19 protein-coding genes are annotated in these 16,545 nt (G+C 72.6%); 4 read left to right on the plus strand and 15 right to left on the minus strand.

Annotated elements, in window-relative coordinates; translation table 11 throughout:
* Positions 1-38 precede the first annotated feature (38 nt).
* From pip to ACFYT9_RS05110, 3 genes are all read right to left on the minus strand, one after another.
* Positions 39-974: a prolyl aminopeptidase gene (gene pip / locus ACFYT9_RS05100; protein WP_389161011.1), complete on the minus strand. Its 936-nt coding sequence runs from the start codon at positions 972-974 to the stop codon at positions 39-41.
* A 10-nt stretch (positions 975-984) separates the two neighbouring features.
* Positions 985-1,557 carry an RBBP9/YdeN family alpha/beta hydrolase gene (locus tag ACFYT9_RS05105; RefSeq protein WP_387277464.1) on the minus strand — a complete coding sequence of 191 codons (573 nt, stop codon included), beginning with the start codon at positions 1,555-1,557 and terminating at the stop codon, positions 985-987.
* A gap of 140 nt (positions 1,558-1,697) precedes the next feature.
* Positions 1,698-2,387, minus strand: a complete 690-nt coding sequence (locus tag ACFYT9_RS05110; RefSeq protein WP_389161012.1) for a TetR/AcrR family transcriptional regulator — start codon at positions 2,385-2,387, stop codon at positions 1,698-1,700.
* Between the two features lie 175 nt (positions 2,388-2,562).
* Here ACFYT9_RS05110 and wrbA point away from each other — a divergent pair, with 175 nt between their 5' ends.
* Positions 2,563-3,171 (plus strand): NAD(P)H:quinone oxidoreductase, encoded by a 609-nt coding sequence (gene wrbA / locus ACFYT9_RS05115; RefSeq protein ID WP_376597764.1) that lies wholly within the window; start codon positions 2,563-2,565, stop codon positions 3,169-3,171.
* Positions 3,172-3,252: 81 nt separating this feature from the next.
* Here wrbA and ACFYT9_RS05120 read toward each other — a convergent pair whose 3' ends face one another.
* Positions 3,253-3,540: a metal-sensitive transcriptional regulator gene (locus tag ACFYT9_RS05120; protein ID WP_376597763.1), complete on the minus strand. Its 288-nt coding sequence runs from the start codon at positions 3,538-3,540 to the stop codon at positions 3,253-3,255.
* Positions 3,541-3,639: 99 nt separating this feature from the next.
* Positions 3,640-4,056, minus strand: coding sequence for a YciI family protein (locus ACFYT9_RS05125; RefSeq protein ID WP_376597762.1), 417 nt, complete (start codon positions 4,054-4,056; stop codon positions 3,640-3,642).
* A gap of 134 nt (positions 4,057-4,190) precedes the next feature.
* Here ACFYT9_RS05125 and ACFYT9_RS05130 point away from each other — a divergent pair, with 134 nt between their 5' ends.
* Positions 4,191-4,826, plus strand: a complete 636-nt coding sequence (locus ACFYT9_RS05130; RefSeq protein ID WP_389161105.1) for a MarC family protein — start codon at positions 4,191-4,193, stop codon at positions 4,824-4,826.
* Positions 4,827-4,908: 82 nt separating this feature from the next.
* Here ACFYT9_RS05130 and ACFYT9_RS05135 read toward each other — a convergent pair whose 3' ends face one another.
* Entirely contained in the window at positions 4,909-5,799 is an 891-nt protein-coding gene (locus ACFYT9_RS05135; protein WP_389161014.1) for an alpha/beta fold hydrolase, read from the minus strand.
* A 141-nt stretch (positions 5,800-5,940) separates the two neighbouring features.
* Between ACFYT9_RS05135 and ACFYT9_RS05140 the strand changes: the two genes are divergently transcribed.
* Positions 5,941-6,792 carry a helix-turn-helix transcriptional regulator gene (locus ACFYT9_RS05140; protein ID WP_376597759.1) on the plus strand — a complete coding sequence of 284 codons (852 nt, stop codon included), beginning with the start codon at positions 5,941-5,943 and terminating at the stop codon, positions 6,790-6,792.
* 214 nt (positions 6,793-7,006) lie between these two features.
* Here the strand turns inward: ACFYT9_RS05140 and ACFYT9_RS05145 are convergent, their stop codons facing one another.
* Positions 7,007-8,071, minus strand: coding sequence for an aldo/keto reductase (locus tag ACFYT9_RS05145; protein WP_389161015.1), 1,065 nt, complete (start codon positions 8,069-8,071; stop codon positions 7,007-7,009).
* A gap of 10 nt (positions 8,072-8,081) precedes the next feature.
* A complete protein-coding gene (locus ACFYT9_RS05150) occupies positions 8,082-8,873 on the minus strand; it encodes an alpha/beta fold hydrolase (protein WP_389161016.1) in 792 nt (263 codons plus the stop codon).
* Between the two features lie 190 nt (positions 8,874-9,063).
* On the opposite strand from ACFYT9_RS05150, the gene ACFYT9_RS05155 reads away from it, so the two are divergent.
* A complete protein-coding gene (locus ACFYT9_RS05155) occupies positions 9,064-9,537 on the plus strand; it encodes a carboxymuconolactone decarboxylase family protein (RefSeq protein ID WP_389161017.1) in 474 nt (157 codons plus the stop codon).
* Positions 9,538-9,552: 15 nt separating this feature from the next.
* On the opposite strand, the gene ACFYT9_RS05160 is transcribed toward ACFYT9_RS05155, so the two are convergent.
* The 7 genes from ACFYT9_RS05160 to ACFYT9_RS05190 form a co-directional block, all read right to left on the minus strand.
* Positions 9,553-9,759 carry a DUF4287 domain-containing protein gene (locus ACFYT9_RS05160; protein ID WP_376597755.1) on the minus strand — a complete coding sequence of 69 codons (207 nt, stop codon included), beginning with the start codon at positions 9,757-9,759 and terminating at the stop codon, positions 9,553-9,555.
* Between the two features lie 73 nt (positions 9,760-9,832).
* On the minus strand, positions 9,833-12,091 hold the full coding sequence (locus ACFYT9_RS05165) for an FtsX-like permease family protein (RefSeq protein WP_389161019.1): 2,259 nt from the start codon (positions 12,089-12,091) through the stop codon (positions 9,833-9,835).
* Positions 12,088-12,762 (minus strand): ABC transporter ATP-binding protein, encoded by a 675-nt coding sequence (locus ACFYT9_RS05170; protein ID WP_389161020.1) that lies wholly within the window; start codon positions 12,760-12,762, stop codon positions 12,088-12,090. Before ACFYT9_RS05170 ends, ACFYT9_RS05165 begins: the two co-directional genes overlap by 4 nt.
* A gap of 62 nt (positions 12,763-12,824) precedes the next feature.
* Positions 12,825-13,241 carry a hypothetical protein gene (locus tag ACFYT9_RS05175; RefSeq protein ID WP_389161022.1) on the minus strand — a complete coding sequence of 139 codons (417 nt, stop codon included), beginning with the start codon at positions 13,239-13,241 and terminating at the stop codon, positions 12,825-12,827.
* Between the two features lie 491 nt (positions 13,242-13,732).
* The gene (locus tag ACFYT9_RS05180) at positions 13,733-14,167 is read right to left on the minus strand and encodes a PIN domain-containing protein (protein WP_389161024.1); all 435 of its coding nucleotides are present in this window, start codon (positions 14,165-14,167) and stop codon (positions 13,733-13,735) included.
* The gene (locus ACFYT9_RS05185) at positions 14,164-14,313 is read right to left on the minus strand and encodes a hypothetical protein (protein ID WP_387277147.1); all 150 of its coding nucleotides are present in this window, start codon (positions 14,311-14,313) and stop codon (positions 14,164-14,166) included. The genes ACFYT9_RS05180 and ACFYT9_RS05185 overlap by 4 nt, the downstream gene beginning before the upstream one ends.
* Positions 14,292-16,379 (minus strand): helicase-associated domain-containing protein, encoded by a 2,088-nt coding sequence (locus ACFYT9_RS05190; RefSeq protein WP_389161025.1) that lies wholly within the window; start codon positions 16,377-16,379, stop codon positions 14,292-14,294. The genes ACFYT9_RS05185 and ACFYT9_RS05190 overlap by 22 nt, the downstream gene beginning before the upstream one ends.
* Positions 16,380-16,545: the final 166 nt, after the last annotated feature.

The raw sequence follows: 16,545 nt of genomic DNA on the forward strand, positions 1-16,545 counted from the left end.
TGCGCCCGGGCGTCCGCGAGGTGCTGTGGGGCGTGCGCTCAGGCGTCCGCGAAGCGTTCCAGGGCGGCGACGATCAGTCGCCGGGTCTCGTCCCCGCCGAGGTGCCCGGCGCGCTCCACCACGTGCAGCTCCGCCCCGGGCCAGGCCCCGGCGAGCTCCCAGGCGGTGGAGGGCGGCCCGCCCATGTCGAGCCGCCCGTGGATCAACACGCCGGGGATGCCGGCGAGCCGGTGCGCGTCCCTGATCAGGGCGCCCTCCTCCAGGAAGGCGCCGTGGGCGAAGTAGTGCGAGCAGATCCGGACGAAGCCGAGCCGGGTGTCGTCGACCCGGTCGGTGTACGGGGTCCCCATGCCCTCCATCGACAGCACGGCGTCCTCCCAGGCGCACCAGTCGGCCGCGGCCCGCTCCCGGACGGCCCGGTCGGGGTGGTTCATCAGGGCCGCGTACGCCCCCACCAGGTCCTCCGCGTGGTCCGCGCCGGCCCGGAACCGCTCGTGCGCCTCGGGGAAGAAGCGCCCGGCACCCTCGTACAGCCAGGCCGTCTCGGAGCGGCGGGTGGTGGTGACGGAGGCGATGACGATCGCGCGCACCCGCTCCAGGTGCGCCTGCGCGTACGCCAGGATCAGCGTCGAGCCCCAGGAGCCGCCGAACAGCAGCCAGCGGTCGATCCCCAGGTGGACGCGGAGCCGCTCCATGTCGGCGACGAGGTGGGAGGTCGTGTTCACGGAGAGGTCGGTGGCGGGGTCGCTCGCGTGCGGGAGGGAGCGTCCGCAGCCGCGCTGGTCGAACTGCACGATCCGGTACTTCTCCGGGTCGAAGAGCCGGGGCGCGGTCGGGGACGACCCCGAGCCCGGCCCGCCGTGCACGACGAGCGCGGGCCTGCCCGCGGGGTTCCCGTGGACCTCGTAGTGGACGCGGTTGCCCTCGCCGACGTCGAGCAGGCCGCTTTCGTGGGGGGAGCTCACGGTACGCATCCGCCCGACGCTACTCGGTGCCGGTGATCCGGGTCCCGGGGTTCTCGCACCAGCGGAGCACGGTGGGCCACGGTCCGAGGCCGCTGTCGGGGGTGAGGTGGCCGCCGCCCGGGACGAGGTCGGTGTCGAGGCCGAGCGGGGCGCCGTAGACGAGGCCGGCGCCGTCGGGGCAGTACGGGTCCCCGTCGCCGTGCACGAGGCGCGCGCGGACGCCCTCCTCGGTGAGGTCGAGGCCGTCGGCGAAGGCGGCGATCTCGGGGATGGAGGCGGTGACGGCCGGGGAGGGCGGGGCGACGAGCAGCACCCGGTCGGCCTCCGGCCGGCGTCCGCCCGCCCGCAGCCAGAGCAGCACGGAGAGGCTGTGCGCGAGGACGACGAACTCGCCCTCGGCCGGCCGCTTCCCGTGCTCCTCCAGAGCCGCCAGCCAGTCGTCGAGGACGGGCGCGTCCGGGGAGGGCAGCTGCGGGTAGCGGACCTCGTGGCCGCGGGCGCGCAGCTCGCCGGCGAGCCAGTGCTGCCAGTGGCCGGCGGGCCGGTGGTTCTGGAAGCCGTGGAGGATCAGGAAGGTCTTGGGTGCGGTCATGGCCCGATGGTGGGGCGCGGACGGAGCGGGGGTCCAGGGCGTTCCGAGGCGCGGACGTGCGTCACGGCCCGCTCCGTGCGGCGGGCGGGACGGGCGTCACGGTCCGGGCCGGAGCGCCAGCAGCTCGCGTACCCCCGCCGTCACGGCCCGGGCCGGAGCGCCAGCAGCTCCCGTACCCCCGCCTTGACCCGCTCGGCGGGGAGCGCCTGCTCCACCGAGAGGTGGTGCATCAGGTCCGGCGAGAAGGGCGCGAGCAGGAGGTGGGCGAGGAGGGCGGAGTCGGCGCCGGGCCGGAGCCGGGAGACCAGCATGGCCGCGTGCGTGTGCATGACCTGGTACGCGCCGCTGTGGTAGCGGGCGCGGGGCGCGGCGGAGTGCGCGGCGAGCAGGATCGCGCGCTGCTCGGCGACCCGGTCGACGAGGGCGTCGAGGAAGGCGTCGAGCCGTTCGTCGGCGGGGGCGCCGGGGCCGAGCGGCGGCGGGCCGCTCATGTACGCCTCCTGGAACCGGCGCTCGCGGTCGTCGAGGAGCGCCCACAGCAGCTGGGAGACGTCGCCGAAGCGGCGGTAGACGGTGCCGACGCCGATGCCGCTGGCGTGGGCGACCTGGTTCATGGTGACCGCGTCGGGGCCCTTCTCGGCGACGATCCGGGCGGCGGCGTCGAGGATCCGGCGCCGGTTGCGGGCGGCGTCGGCGCGCTCGGGGGCGGGGCCGGAGCCGGTGCCCGGCCCGGGCACGGTCGGCAGCACGGGGAGGAGCAGCGGCGCGGGGCCCTCGTCGGCCCCCGGTGTGCCCGGTGCGCCCGGTGCGCCCGGTGTTCTCGTGCTCATCGACCCGTCCCTGCCCTTCGTCGCGCCCCCGTCGTCGGTGTTCCGTCCTCCGAGCATACCTGCCGCCCTTGCAATCCGGATTGCCATCCGCTTAGTCTCGGAAGCAGCTAACCGGAAACCAATCCGCTTACGTGCCGCCGTCGTGTCCGGCGTCGTGTCCAGCGAGGAGCCCGCCATGTCCGTCAAGGTCGCCGTCGTCTACTACTCGTCCACCGGTGCCGTGCACCAGCTCGCCCAGGCCGTCGCCGAGGGCGCCGAGAAGGCGGGCGCAGAGGTCCGCCTCCGCCGCGTTCCCGAGCTGGCCCCGGACGCCGCGATCGACGCCAACCCGGCCTGGCGCGCCCACGTCGACGCCACCGCCGACGTCGAGCTCGCGACGCTCGACGACCTGGAGTGGGCGGACGCCTACGCCCTCGGCTCGCCGACCCGCTTCGGCAACGTGGCGGCCCAGCTCAAGCAGTTCGTCGACACCACCGGCGGCCTGTGGCAGCGCGGCGTCATGGCGGACAAGCCCGCCACCGCCTTCACCAGCGCCCACAACCTCCACGGCGGCAACGAGTCCACGCTGCTCGCCCTCTACAACACCTTCCACCACTGGGGTTCGGTCATCGTCTCGCCCGGCTTCACCGACCCCGCCGTCTACGCGGCCGGCGGCAACCCCTACGGCACCGCCCACCCCGCCGCCAACGGCGCCCCCGCCGAGGAGGTCCTGGCCGCCGCCCGCTACCAGGGCGCCCGCCTCACCACCATCGCCAAGCGCCTCAACGGCCTCGCCGTCGACTGACCCGCCCCGCCCCGGACACACCGAAGCGCCCCCGGCTCCGAGGCCGGGGGCGCTTCGTCCGTACGACGACCGGAATCCCGATCAGGCCAGCGACAGGAACAGCTTCTCCAGCCGGGCCCGCATCTTCTCCGGGTCCTCGCCGTCCCGCTTGCCGTTCTCCATCTCCGTCAGGCACTGCTGGAGCCCCGTCGCGATGATCGCGAACCCGGCCCGGTCCAGCGCCCGCGAGGCGGCGGCCAGCTGCGTCACGACCTCCTCGCAGTCGCGGCCCTCCTCGATCATCCGGATCACGCCGGAGATCTGCCCCTGCGCCCGGCGCAGCCGGTTCAGCACGGACTTGAGCTCCGCGCCCGCGAGATCGAGTTCCACAACCACTCCTCAGCAGATACCCCGGGGGGCAGTCCGACCCCCACCGCGGGGACCCGTCGACTTCCAAGGATGACACCCGCCGCCCGTCCGACCCGGCGCTCAGTCCTGCGCCGGCCCCGCCTCGTCGATGCGGCGGATCACCACCGGGTACTCCGGCGCCCCGGCCGGCTGCGGGCAGCGGCCCACCCGGGCGGCGATCTCCGTGACCCGCTCCAGGCTCGCGCACTCCAGGACCCAGTAGCCGGCCAGGACCTCCTTGGTCTCCGCGTACGGGCCGTCCGTCACCACCGGTCGCCCCTGCGCGTCCACCGACACGAACCGGGTCTCGCCCGGGTCGGCCAGGCCCTGCCCGTCGAGCATCTCGCCGCTCTCCAGCAGCTCCTTGTTGAGCGTGTTCATGAAGTCGAACATCGCGGTCAGGGACTCCTTGTCCCAGGCCGGGCTCTGCGCCGAGCCGCGCCCGGACATCGCCTCGTAGTCGGCGTGCGAGCCCTGCACCATCACCAGGTACTTCATGGTGTCCTCCCACTCTTCCTCTTCGCGGACCCTCTTCAAGGCCCTTCCGAAGGAGAGTCGGAACCGGCGCCCGGATCTCGACACCGCGCGGACGACTTCGCCAAATCCGTGCCGAATCACCCGACCGCCCCATGATGTCGGCTGTGAACCCCTTCACCTTCTCCGCCGCGTTCATCACGTTCTTCTCCGTCGTCGGCCCGCCGAAGGTGCTCCTCGCCTTCGCCGGTCTCGCCCAGTCCCACCCGGTCAGACAGCTCCGCACCATCGCCCTCATCGCCTCCGGCGCGGCGGTGGCCGTCGGCATCGTCGCGGGCATCACGGCCCCGTGGCTGCTCGACCTCTTCCACATCAGCACCCCCGCCCTCCAGCTCGCCGGCGGGGTCATCTTCTTCATCTACGCCGTCGGCCTCGTCCTCGGCCTGCACCTCGGCTCCGACGGGCCCCACCAGGACTCCCCGGACGTCGTCAGCGGCGTCCGGGAGCTGCTGATGCCGTACGTCGTCAGCCCGCTCGCGATGACCGCGGTGCTCATCGAGGCCGCGGCCCGCGACGGCGTCGGCTGGCGCTCGACCGTGGTCGGCGCGTACGTGGCGGTCATCGCCCTCGACCTCGTCTGCGTCCTCTCCCTCGCCGCGCTGCTGCGCCGCACCCACCACGCCACCATCGAGCTCTTCGGCCGCCTCCTCGGCCTGCTGCTCGCCGCGGTCGGCGTGGACCTCTTCCTCGACGGCCTCTCGGAACTGGGCGTCCCGGGCCTCGACCGCCACTGAGAGGCGGGGGAGGGGGCGCAGGAGGGGGCAGGAGGGGAGCGCAGGAGGGAGCGAGGAGCGCCACGACGCGCTCGACGCGGCCTCACCTGTCCAGGAAGCCGGTCACCGTCCGCACGAACTCCTCCTCCTTCTCGAAGAAGACCACGTGCCCCGCGTCGATCTCGGCGTACGCGCTGCCGCCGATCGCCGCCGCCAGCTCGCGGCTGTTCTCCACCGGGACGGTCGCGTCCCGGGTGCAGCCGACCACCAGCGTCGGCGCGGAGATCCGGGGCAGCAGCGCCCGGACGTCCACGCCCAGGTCGAGAGCGACGTGCCGCAGGGTGCCCGGTGTGGGCGGCATGTTGGGGATCAGCGCCTCGACGCCCTCGCGCCCCACGCCGTTGAGGAAGCTCCGGCTGAACCCCGTCATGGTCACGCTCCGCCCGAACCCCGCCGGGTCGTGCTCGCCCAGCCGCTCCCACAGCGTGAACAGGTTCCGCAGGTACTCGTCGGCATCGGTGTACGCCCACCCGGCCACCAGGATCAGCCGGTTGACGAGGTCCGGGCGGAGCGCGGCCACGGCCGCCGAGACCGGGGCGCCCATCGAGAACCCGAGCAGGTCCACCGGTCCGCGTTCGGCGTCCTCGATGACGGCGATCACCTGCGCCGCCAGCCCCTCGACGGTCAGTGCGCCGCCGTCGTCGACGGTCCGGTCCGCACCGGAGAGGTCGGGGGTGATGACGGTCCGGGAGGAGGTGAGAAGGGGCGCGGTCCGCCCCCAGTTGACGACGGCCCCGCCCGACCCGGTCCCGTGCACGAGCAGCAGGGCGGGCACGGAGCTATCGGGGTGCGCGGTCCCCTCGGGGTGCGAGGGGTGCGGAGGGTGCACAGTGGCTGCGATGGCTGCGATGGCCGCGGGGTCCACGGTCGTAAGGCTCTCGAAAGCGTGGACGTCGTAGTGGACGCGGGCGGTGCCGACGGTGACGGTGGCCATGGTGATGCGTACTCCCCAGAAGCGGCGGGTTGGCTGACACCGAGGACGATGCCGCCGTACGGAAGCCCCCGGGAGAGCCCTCCTCACCCTGGGATCCCCGGTCCCTGGTTCGGCCTCCGCCGCTCCGGCAGGATGATCGTCATGGCCACGACGATCGACCGGCGCGAACTCGCCGACTTCCTGCGCCGCCGCCGAGAGCGGGTCACCCCCAAGGACGTGGGCCTCCCGGCAGGCCCGCGCCGCCGCACCCCGGGCCTGCGCCGCGAGGAGGTCGCCCAGCTCGCGGGCATGTCGGCCGACTACTACATCCGCCTGGAACAGGCCCGCGGCCCGCAGCCCTCGCCTCCGATGCTCGCCGCGCTCGCCCGTGCGCTGCGCCTGGACGCGGACGAGCGCGACCACCTCCACCTCCTGGCCGGCCACCGCCCCCCGGCCGGTCCGGTCGCAGGCGACCACGTCGCCCCCGGCCTCCTGCACCTCCTGGACCAGCTCCCGACGACCCCCGCGCAGATCCTCGGCGACCTCGGTGACGTCCTCGCCCAGAACGCCCCGGCCCGCGCCCTCCTGGGCGGCGTCTGCACGGTGTCGGAACACGGCCGGAACGTCGTCTGGCGCTGGTTCGCCGACCCCCTGGCCCGTACGGCGTACCCGCCGGAGGAGCACGCGTACTACAGCCGGCTCCACGTCGCCGACCTGCGCGCCGCGTACGGCCGGCGCGGCGGAGACCCGGCCTCGACCCGCCTGGTGGAACGACTCCGCGCCGCCAGCGAGGAGTTCGCGACCCTCTGGGCCGAACACGAGGTGGCGGTCCGCCGGCACAGCCGGATGCGCGTCGAGCACCCGCTGATCGGCCCGGTCGACCTGGACTGTCAGGTCCTGCTCGCCCCGGAGGGCGAGCAGCGCCTGGTCTTCTTCACCCCGCCCCCGGGCACGGACACGGCCGACCGACTGGCGCTGCTCGCGGTGGTGGGCACGGACCAGTTCACACCGTGACGCCCACCCGCTCAGCCCCCCCCAGGGACCCCCCCGGACCCCCCGGACCCCCCGGCCCCCCCGGACCCCCCGGGACCGCCCCCCGGGCCCCCGTGGACCGACCCCGCACGGCCGGTCGGACTGCGCCGACGGCCATCCGTACCGCCGGGGCGCCCGTACCGAGTCCGTACCGAGCCCGTACCGCCCCCTTCTTCCCCCCCTCCCTCCTTCCCCCTCAGGAACCGGCGGCGGCCCGCTCCACCAACGGCCGCCGCCGCAGGCCGGGTTCGGTGAGGGAGGGGGGCCGCCAGGCGCCGTCGGCCCGGTAGAGATCGGTTCCGGGCGGCACGATCGCGTCGATCCGGTCGAGCACGTCGTCGTCGAGGACGAGCGCGGCGCCCTTCAGCAGCCCGTCGAGCTGCTCCATCGTCCGCGGCCCGAGGATCACCGAGGTCACGGCCGGGTGCGCGGCGACGAAGGCGACCGCGAGCTCGGGCAGCGAGCAGCCGATCTCCTCGGCGAGCAGGGCCAGTTGCTCGACGGCGTCGAGCTTCGCCACGTTCTCCGGGAGGGCGGGGTCGAAGCGGTGCGGGGTGATCGCCGCCCGCCCGCGCGAGAGATCGACCTCCCGTCCCTTCCGGTACGCCCCCGACAGATACCCGGAGGCCAGCGGCGCCCAGGTCAGCACGCCCATCCCGTACCGCTGCGCCAGCGGCAGCACCGCGGTCTCCACCCCGCGCGCGAGCAGCGAGTACGGCGGCTGCTCGGTCCGGAACCGCCGCAGCCCGCGCCGCTCGGCGACCGCGTGTGCCTCGACGATGCGCTCGGCCGGGAAGGTCGAGCACCCGAAGGCCCGGATCTTCCCCTGCGAGACCAGGTCCCCCAGGACGTCCAGGGTCTCCTCCACGTCGGTCCGGTGATCGGGCCGATGCACCTGGTACAGGTCGATGCGGTCCGTCCCGAGCCGCGCCAGGCTGGCCTCTACGGCCCGCACGATCCACCGCCGCGACAGCCCGCCCCGCCCGGGCCCCTCCCCGCCGACGGGGAAGTACACCTTGGTCGCGAGCACGGTCTCGTCCCGCCGCCGCGGATCGCGCAGCGCCTTCCCGACGATCTCCTCGGACTCGCCCGCCGAGTACATGTCGGCGGTGTCGACGAAGTTGATCCCCCTGTCGAGGGCGGAATGGATGATCCGTACGGCATCCCCGTGGTCGGGATTCCCGACCGACCCGAACATCATGGTCCCCAGGCAGTAAGCACTGACCTCGACCCCGGTCCCACCAAGTACCCGATAGCGCATGCGCCGCACCCTAGGCCCTGGAGTCAACTCCAGCGCAAGCCCGCCGTGTTGGCCGCGCATCTCCGCCAAGGACCTCCCGGAGGAACGCCGCCACCACCCCGTACACCTCGCCCGGCCGCTCCAGGTGCACGTCGTGCCCGGCGCCCGGCAGGGACAACCCGCGCAGCCCGGACTGCCGCCGCGCCATCGCGTCCCACAGCTCCGCGCGGATGATCCCCTTCTCCCCGAGGACGCAGAGCAGCGGCACGTCGATGGCGTCCCACTCCTCCCACCAGGCACGGACCGCGTTCTCGCGGAGCGAGGCGGCCAGGACGTCGGCGTCGAACCGGGGCCACCACCCGCCGTCCCGTTGCTCCAGCCCGCCGGCCCACCCCTCCCCGGCGCCCCCGCCTCCGAAGTACGCGACGGCCGCCTCCCGGCTGGGGAACGGCACCGGCCACCCCTCCAGCCACTCGACGACCCCGGCCACCTCCTCGGGCGACGACCGGTCGGGCCCGGCCTCGATCAGTACGGCTCCGGCGACGCCGGGACGCCGTCGCGCGGCGGCGAGCAGCGCGGCCAGGCCGCCGTACGACTGCCCGACGAGCACGACCGGCCGCCGCCCGCCGGCTCCGTACTCCTCGACGAGTCCCAGCACGTCCTCCGCGTAGGCGGCGCGGGAGACGTCCTCGGGCCGCCGCTCGCTCGCCCCGTGCCCCCGCTGGTCGAGCGCGACGACCCGGTACCCGTCGGCGCTCAGCCGCCCCGCGAGCCCGTCCCACTCCCCGCAGTGCCCGGCAAGCCCGTGCAGCAACAACAACACAGCGACGTCACCCTCGCTCCCACCCCCACCCCACTCGCGCAGCGACAGCCGCACACCCCCACGCACGAACTCCCGAGTGATGTAGCTCACGCCCACGCCGCCCCCACCCCTGTCACATCCGCGCGACCCGCTCCGTCATCCCCATGTAAGCCCACGCGGCGACGAACGCCCCACCCCACGGAGGAACCCCATGGACGCCCGCCTCGACCTCTTCGCCAGCCCGATCGCCGCCAAGGTCGTCAAGCACCTCGCCTCGGCCGGGTTCGGCATCTCGGACGCCGTGCTCCCGCACAGCACCCAGGAACTGGTGAAGATCCGCGCGAGCCAGATCAACGGCTGCGGCTTCTGCCTCGACATGCACACCAAGGACGCCGCCGCGGCCGGCGAGACCGCCCTCCGCCTGCACATGGTCGCCGCCTGGCGCGAGGCCAAGGTCTACACGGAGGCCGAGCGCGCGGCGCTCGAACTGACCGAGCAGGGCACCCGCCTCGCCGACCACCACACCGGCGTCACCGACGCGGCCTGGGAGAACGCGGCGAAGCACTACGACGAGGAGCAGCTCGCCGCCCTGGTCTCCCTGATCGCCCTGATCAACGCCTTCAACCGCATCAACGTCATGACCCAGCAGCCGGCCGGCGACTACGTCCCGGGCCAGTTCGCCTGACCCCCCGCCTGCCCCCTACTTCTGCTCCGCCCGCACGGCGGCCACGAGCGCGTTGGCGTGCCCGTGCCCGAGCCCGTACTCGCTCTTCAGCCAGCCCACGAGCTCCATGTGCTTGGTCAGGGGCGAGGACCGGATGACCTCGAACCACTCGGACACGGGCCGCCCGTACTTCTCCTCGATGGAGGGAAAGTAGCTGGCAGGACCCTTGGCAGCACCGGACACGACAACCTCCGAACAACGCACGACGACAACAGCGACAGCTTCAACACAGACAAGACTCCGCCGCCCGCCGAAACTAATCGCGCCGGATGTGCTCGGGATCCACATGCCGCCGAACCATCGGTACGGAAGCGAGGCCGGCGACGACGAGGACCCCCACCGCGCTCCCCACCAGCAGCGGCAGCCCCTCCCAGTCCCAGTGCACGGCCCCGCCCCCGGTGATCAGATAGCTCGACTCCGCGAGCCACCCCGCCACGACGGCCCCGCCCAGCCCCACCCCCAGCGGCACCACGACCTGCACGACCTGCACCACCCGCAAGGTCCCACCCCGAGCCCCCAGCAACGCCAGCGCGGCCACCTGCCCCCGCCGCTCCAACGCCCGATCGGCCACGGAAACCACGAACGCGGCCACCCCCACCACAAGCCCCAACACCATCCCCACCCCCAACAACCCCCGCACCACGGTGAGCTGCGCCAGTGCCTCGACCGCGATCCCCACCGCCTCCACCTCAGCAGTTGGCACCACCGCCCCCACCCCGTCGAGCACCCCCCGCACGGTCTCCGCATCGGCATCGGACACCAGCGTGAGCGTGCCTCCGGAGGCGGCGAGGCCGGAGGGCAGGAGGCCGGGAGGAACGAGCAGGGCGCCTGACACGACGACTGAGGGCTGATAGGCCCGCACGTCGACGCGGGCTTCGGGCACGGTGAGCACGGCGTTGTCGCGACCGTCCCGTGTCGCGAAGGCGAACCGGTCACCCGGTTTCGGATCACTCTCGAACGACGTGCGTTCGTCGCGCAGTTGCATGACGCGATCCGGCAGGCATCCTCGCACCGATTCGGTAGCCGCCTTCAACTGCTCGCACGTGGCGACGACGATCTCGAGGGACGGCTTGAAGACGTCGCCGGAAGAGGTGAGGGAGTGGTACGAGGCGAAGGCCGATTCCACCCCTGGTACGGCAGACAACTCGTTCCGCTGGTCCTGGCTCACATGGGTCAGGGCGACGGCGTACTCCTGGACGGGAGCCGTACGCCGGCTGACCTGGTCGAGTTCGACGAGCACGCCCTGCGTGAGGGAAGCTCCGAAGACCAGCAGCACCAGCCCGGTGACGACCCTGAGGGACGAGCCCGGATCCACCTCCGTACGCCGCATGGCCAGGGTCACCGGCAGAGAGGCGGTCACTTCGGCAAGCCGACGGGCGAGCCACGCGGTGATGGGCGCGAGACCGAGGACCAGCCCGGCACCGGTCACCAGCACGGCACCGGGAACGAGTACGGAGCTTGCGGATCCACCGGAAGGGTCGCGACCGAGCAGGCTCATCGCGCAGTAGCCGATGATCACCCCCAGCCCCGGAACAAGCAGGAGCGTCCCGGATTTCCGCGGCGGCTTGCGCTCGGCCGTGCGGCGCACCGCGATCGGGGAGAGCGCGGCACGACGGGCGCTGAGCAGCCCGACGACCCATGCGAGCGCCGGGCATCCCAGCAGGCACACGGCCACGGTCGTCCACTCGGGCCACCCGTCCGCCGGATACCACCGCAGCCCTGGCAGACCGACTGTCGCCATGACCTCGTTGACGCCGAGGCATCCGGCGAGTCCGAGCAGCGCCCCGAGGAACGCCGCCGCGACGCTCTCGCCGGCATTGACGCGCACCGTGTCTTTCGCGCTGAGACCTACCAGACGTAGCGCCGCCAGCCGCCGTGCCCGTGATTCCCCGGAGAGCCGGGCGCACACGGAGAGGAAGATCACGAGGGGCAGCAGGACGATGCACCCGAGGGTGAACCGGAGGATGTCCAGCGTCTCGGTATCGAGGAGCTCGTGGACGACGTAGGAGGCGCCCACCCGTCCGAGCGGTTCTGGTTCGGTGAGTCTGTCGGCTGTGGTGCCGATGTACGCGTAGAGCTCGTCGGGCCCACCGAGGCCCTCCGGCCCGATCGCCGCCGTCACCTTGCCCGGCACCAGCCCGGCGATGTCCGGCGTCGAGGACAGGAGTTCACGCAGCTTCGGCGAGACGATGGCCTCGCCGGCGCGGGGTAGCGCCTCGATCCCGGGAGGGAGCGGTGCGGGTCCCGGGCCGGTGCGGGCGAAGAAGGTCCGCTTCAGCGGCCGCGATCCGTAGGGATCGGAGAACTCCTGGTAGAGGACGCTGCCCTGTTCGGCCGGGTAGAGCTCTCGCGCCTGTGTACGCGCGTCGTGCGCGCCGATGATCGTGGGGATGGTCAGGACGGCGGCGAGGCAGGCCACACCCACTGCGGACCCGCAAGTCATGAGGAGGAAGCGGGCCCGCCCTCGGCGCCCGCCACGCCAAACGAGGCGCAATCCGAGCAGGAACGGGTTCACACAGCCACCCGCTGGGTGATGGTGCCGTCGGTCATCGTGTACTGGGAGTCGGCGCGGGAGGCGACCCCAGGGTCATGCGTGACGATGACGACGGCGGTCTGCTGGCTTCGAGCCAGGTCCAGGAACTCTTCCAGTACGGCGGAAGCGTTGGCACTGTCGAGCGCCCCGGTCGGCTCGTCCGCGAAGACCACGTCCGGCTGATGGACGAGGGCTCGCGCCACGGCCACGCGCTGGGCCTGGCCTCCCGACAGGCCTGATGCCCTGCGTCGCAGGAAGTCACCCATGCCCAACCGCTGCAGAACCCGTGCGGCGGCGGCGTGCGCACGGTCCTTGGGGACCCCCGCCAGGCGCAGGGGGAGAGCGGCGTTCTCCTCGGCGGTCAGTTCGGCGAGCAATTCCCCGTACTGGAAGACGAATCCGATCCGCTCCCTGCGTAAGGCGCTCAGCTCGGCGTCGGGAAGTGAGGAGAGCGGGACTTCGTCGAAGATCACCGAGCCACCGGCAGGCGGCAGGACGCCGGCGAGGCAGTACAGGAGCGATGACTTCCCCGACCCGCTGCTGCCCGTGATCGCAGCCACTTCACCGCGGGCGAGCGTGAAGTCGACACCGCGGAGCGCGTGCTGCTCGCCGTAGAAGAAGTCCACGCCTTCGGCACGGAGGATGACATCCATCGTCAGGATCCTTCCCAGAAGGAAGGGGAGCCGCGAGCGCGGCTCCCCCAGGCGGCGGACGATCAGCGGCGGCGGAACTCTCGAAGATGTGAGCAGTTGTCGGGTCGCAGAGAGCCACGGTCGCGGCACGCCTGGATCCGTGCGTCCTGGGTCTCGAGCACCGCGCCGTCGAAGAAGACGTGATCGACATGCACCGACTTCTTCTGGACGCCCTTGACTCGCGTCCAGTCGTACGCCTCCACCTTGGCCCGCAGGTAGACGTTGTGGCCGTCGCCACGGTCTGTGTCGTTCAGGTCGCCCCTGACGTGGAAACCGCCTCGGTGAACGAACTTCGCCTCCCACTTGTACTCGCCTGCGAACGCGACGCCCCGTGAGGTCATGTGAAGCCCCTTCCAGGAGTCCGCCACCGCCACCCCCGCCCCGCCGAAGAACAGCCCCGCGACGACCGCCGCGGTTACCGACTTCCTCAACTTCCCCATGAGTTTCCCCTGATTGCTTAACGAGCCGACTGGTCGTCACAGAAAGTATCGGCTTCGCTACGGTCGGAAAGGCGCAGGAACGTGCCTCCATCGGATGACCCCCCGATCTGGTGAACGGAACGTCGAAAAAGCATCTCTTCGCAGGCGGTTTCGGTGCGCGGGGTGAAGTAAAAGGCCAGGTCAGCGGCTTAGGGGCGGGGATCGAGGGTCAACGGAACCGGGTTCCGGCCCCGTCGGCCCGCAGGGGCGCGCACGCGCATCGACCTCACCCCGGGAACGCTTAAGGGCCGGCGGGAACGAGATTCGAACTCGCGGGGGGGGGGGGTGCCCCCGGCACGCTTTCCACACGTTCGTACCGGGGGGCAGGCTGGGGTCGTACCCGTCCTGAACTGCGGCGGATCGCTCGGAGTAGCCCCGCTCGGACGGGGTCGGACAGGTAGGAAAGACCAGAAGTGGACCTGCGAACAGAAGGAGCTCGGCGTCTCTGTGCCCTACTTGCCGGCGCCCGGTCCGTACCACTGAAGGGCCTGGCCGGTGACCGCCGCGATGCATTCGAAGTCGCGGTCGCAGTGCAGGAGCGTCAGCCCTTGCGGTTCCGCCGTAGCGGCCACGGCCACGGCCACGGCCAGGTCCACGGCTCCGGCGCTGCGGTGCTGTCCTCGCTTGGTGAGCGCTTCCTGTACCTGCCAGGCGCGGTCGTAGGCGCGGTCATCGACCGGCACCCATCCGAACAGCAGGCGCAGGTCCTCGATGCCTTGAGCGCGGTCTGCCGCGGAGCGGGCGCTGGAGAAGAATTCGAGCTCCGTGATCGGGCACGTCGCGATGAGCCCGGCGGCAGCCGCCTGGTCCCAGCCGAACTGCTCGGCGTCGGTGCGCATGAAGCGGGCCAGGGCGCTGGTGTCGATCAGGAACCGTGCGGCGTTCACCGACGGTAGTCACCCTTCTCCTGGAAGAGCTCCAGGTCGAAGGCGCCGTCGGCGGAGGCCGCGCGCAGTCGGGCGAGTGCGAGCGCCCTCCGCCGGTTGATGCCGCAGCTCCTCGGCGGGGGCGCTACGCCAGGTCGTCTGCCCACGCCGGCATGACACTGTGGATGCGGGAGAGCGTGAAGACGCGTTCGGCGTCGCGCAGGTGGCACCACGCTTCCAGGTAGGGCGGGTCGAGTTCGATGTGGCCGAGGTCGCGCACGGTGCGGCTGCCCGAGGCGGCGACGTACTCGACGGTGATGGCCGAACCCGTGTCGATGGCGTGGGCGAGTTGGCGGACGTCGGTGTACGTCAGCTGCTTTGCGTGTCCGGCGACGATCTCCTCGGTGTCCGTGCCGAAGGGAATTCCGGCGCCGAATGGATCGGGCTCCGGATCGGTCGGCGGGGTGGCCGGCAACCGGACCGCCAGCGCGGACGGATCGACCCCGGCGGGCGCCTCCGCCGTTCGGCGTGCTGAGCGTCCGGTGTCCGCGTTCGTGGGGGCCGTGCGAGGGGCCGGAACGGCGACGGCCCGTCGAGGAGGCACCTTCTCGATGCGTACGGTCCCGTCCGCGGCCTCGGCGACGGGCGCATAGCCCTGGCCCCGGAGCGCGGCGAGTGTCTTGTCGGGCGAGCTGCCGCTGACGAGCACCGTCGGGGCGAGCTGCCGCAGCCCGAGCGCGGAGAGTGCCCGGTGGGCGGCGAGCTCGGCCAGGAGCGCGGGTTCGTCGCTGTGGATGACGCAGGCGGCGGGGGCGATGCGCAGACGGCCGTGACGGCGGGCGGCGTCGGCGAGGAGATAGGACAGCGGCTGCGGCAGGGTGCCGTCGGCGACGGCGGTCAGCTCGGCCGAGATCTCGGCCGGAGCGCGACCGGTGTCCAGGGCGCGGCGGACGCTGTCGGCGCTGAAGCGCCATACGGAGGCCGTGCCGCTGGTCTCCCGGTCGGCGGTCGAGTCCAGGAGCCCGGCCAGGCGCGCGGAGGGCGTACCGGTGACGACGGCGGTGAGGTCCCCGCCGAACCGGGCCGTTCTCGTGGCCTCCGGCAGCAGCCGCCGACATGCGACGGCCAGTTCCTTCCGGTCGCCGGTCACCAGGGCCGCGCCGAGCCGGGAGAGGGCGCCTCGGGCGATGACGCCCGTCAGCTCGGCCTCGCGGACGGCTGCGGCGAAGGGCGTCTCGTCGTGGATCGACGGATGAGCGAGCGGACGGTGCCAGGCGACGAGCGGACCCAGATCGGTGCAGACCCGTACACCCTGATCCTCCGGAAGCGCCGCCGCCGCTGCGAGCAGCCCGTGCCGGGCCTGCAGGCAGGCGCCGCAGCGAGGAGCTCCGGCCACGGCAGGAAGCGGCTTGTCGTCCTCGTCGCGGGCGTGCGAGGCAGTGAACTGCAGGTTCCACCACGCATGAAGCAGGTCGGCGAACTGCGCTGCCGGTTCCTGCGCCGCCCAGGTGTCGTATGCCGTGGTGGGTGCGATGCGGTCGCCGTCGGCGCCCAGCAGCCCTGCGGAGTGGGCGATCTCCAGGGTGATGCGTACCACCGCGTCGTCGGCCTGCGCGGCCTTGCCGATCCGCCTCAGTTCGCGCGCGCCGATCCCGCCGGACTTCAGCCGGGCCGGTGGAGTGGCCGAGCAGGCCGACAGGACCGAGGCGGCGTGGGCGGCGAACGCCGTGGCCGCCCACGCTGCCTCCCCTTCCACCTCCACCGCGGGGACGGGCACCAGCTCCGCCACGGGCGGTACGGGGTCGAACGGCGCACGCCAGTCCGGCCCGCGCATCGTGAGTGTCACTTCGGCGGGCATGCGGGCCGGCCCGTATCCGTGGTGGTTGTGGATCAGGAACCCCCTGTCCAGGGCCCATCGCTCGCCCGGTGGGACATCGGCCATGGGAGCCCCGAGCACGACGAAATCCGTGTGCTGTGCTGCGGACTTCGCTCGTCGCTCCAGCAGCTGCCGGGCGGCCGAAGGAGCCTTCGCGATCACTGCGGCGACGCGCTGCGGATCGCCGTGGTGTTCCAGGACGGCGGCCGTGCGCTGCTGCCGGGTGCCGGGCGGCTTGATGCCCAGCGCCACGAGCATGCCGCGCAGCTCCTCGGAGGTCACGCCTTCCAGCAGCTCCTCCAGCGGAGCGTCCAGCCCGAGAGGGGCGCCCCACGCCTGCCCCAAGGGGGCGGCCATGTGGAGGTTTCCGTCGCCGTCCGGCCAGACCAGTGCGTGATCGGCCAGAGTCTCCAGAACGGCGTCCAGTTCCCGAGTGGCGGTGGGTGACGTCGCTCCCATTGCCCTCGCCAGGGCGCCGCGCGACAGGGGAGTTCCCAAGGCGGCCATGGTCTCGGCCACTTGC

Origin of the sequence: Streptomyces sp. NPDC004435 (assembly GCF_042873895.1) — a bacterium.
Lineage (GTDB): Bacteria > Actinomycetota > Actinomycetes > Streptomycetales > Streptomycetaceae > Streptomyces.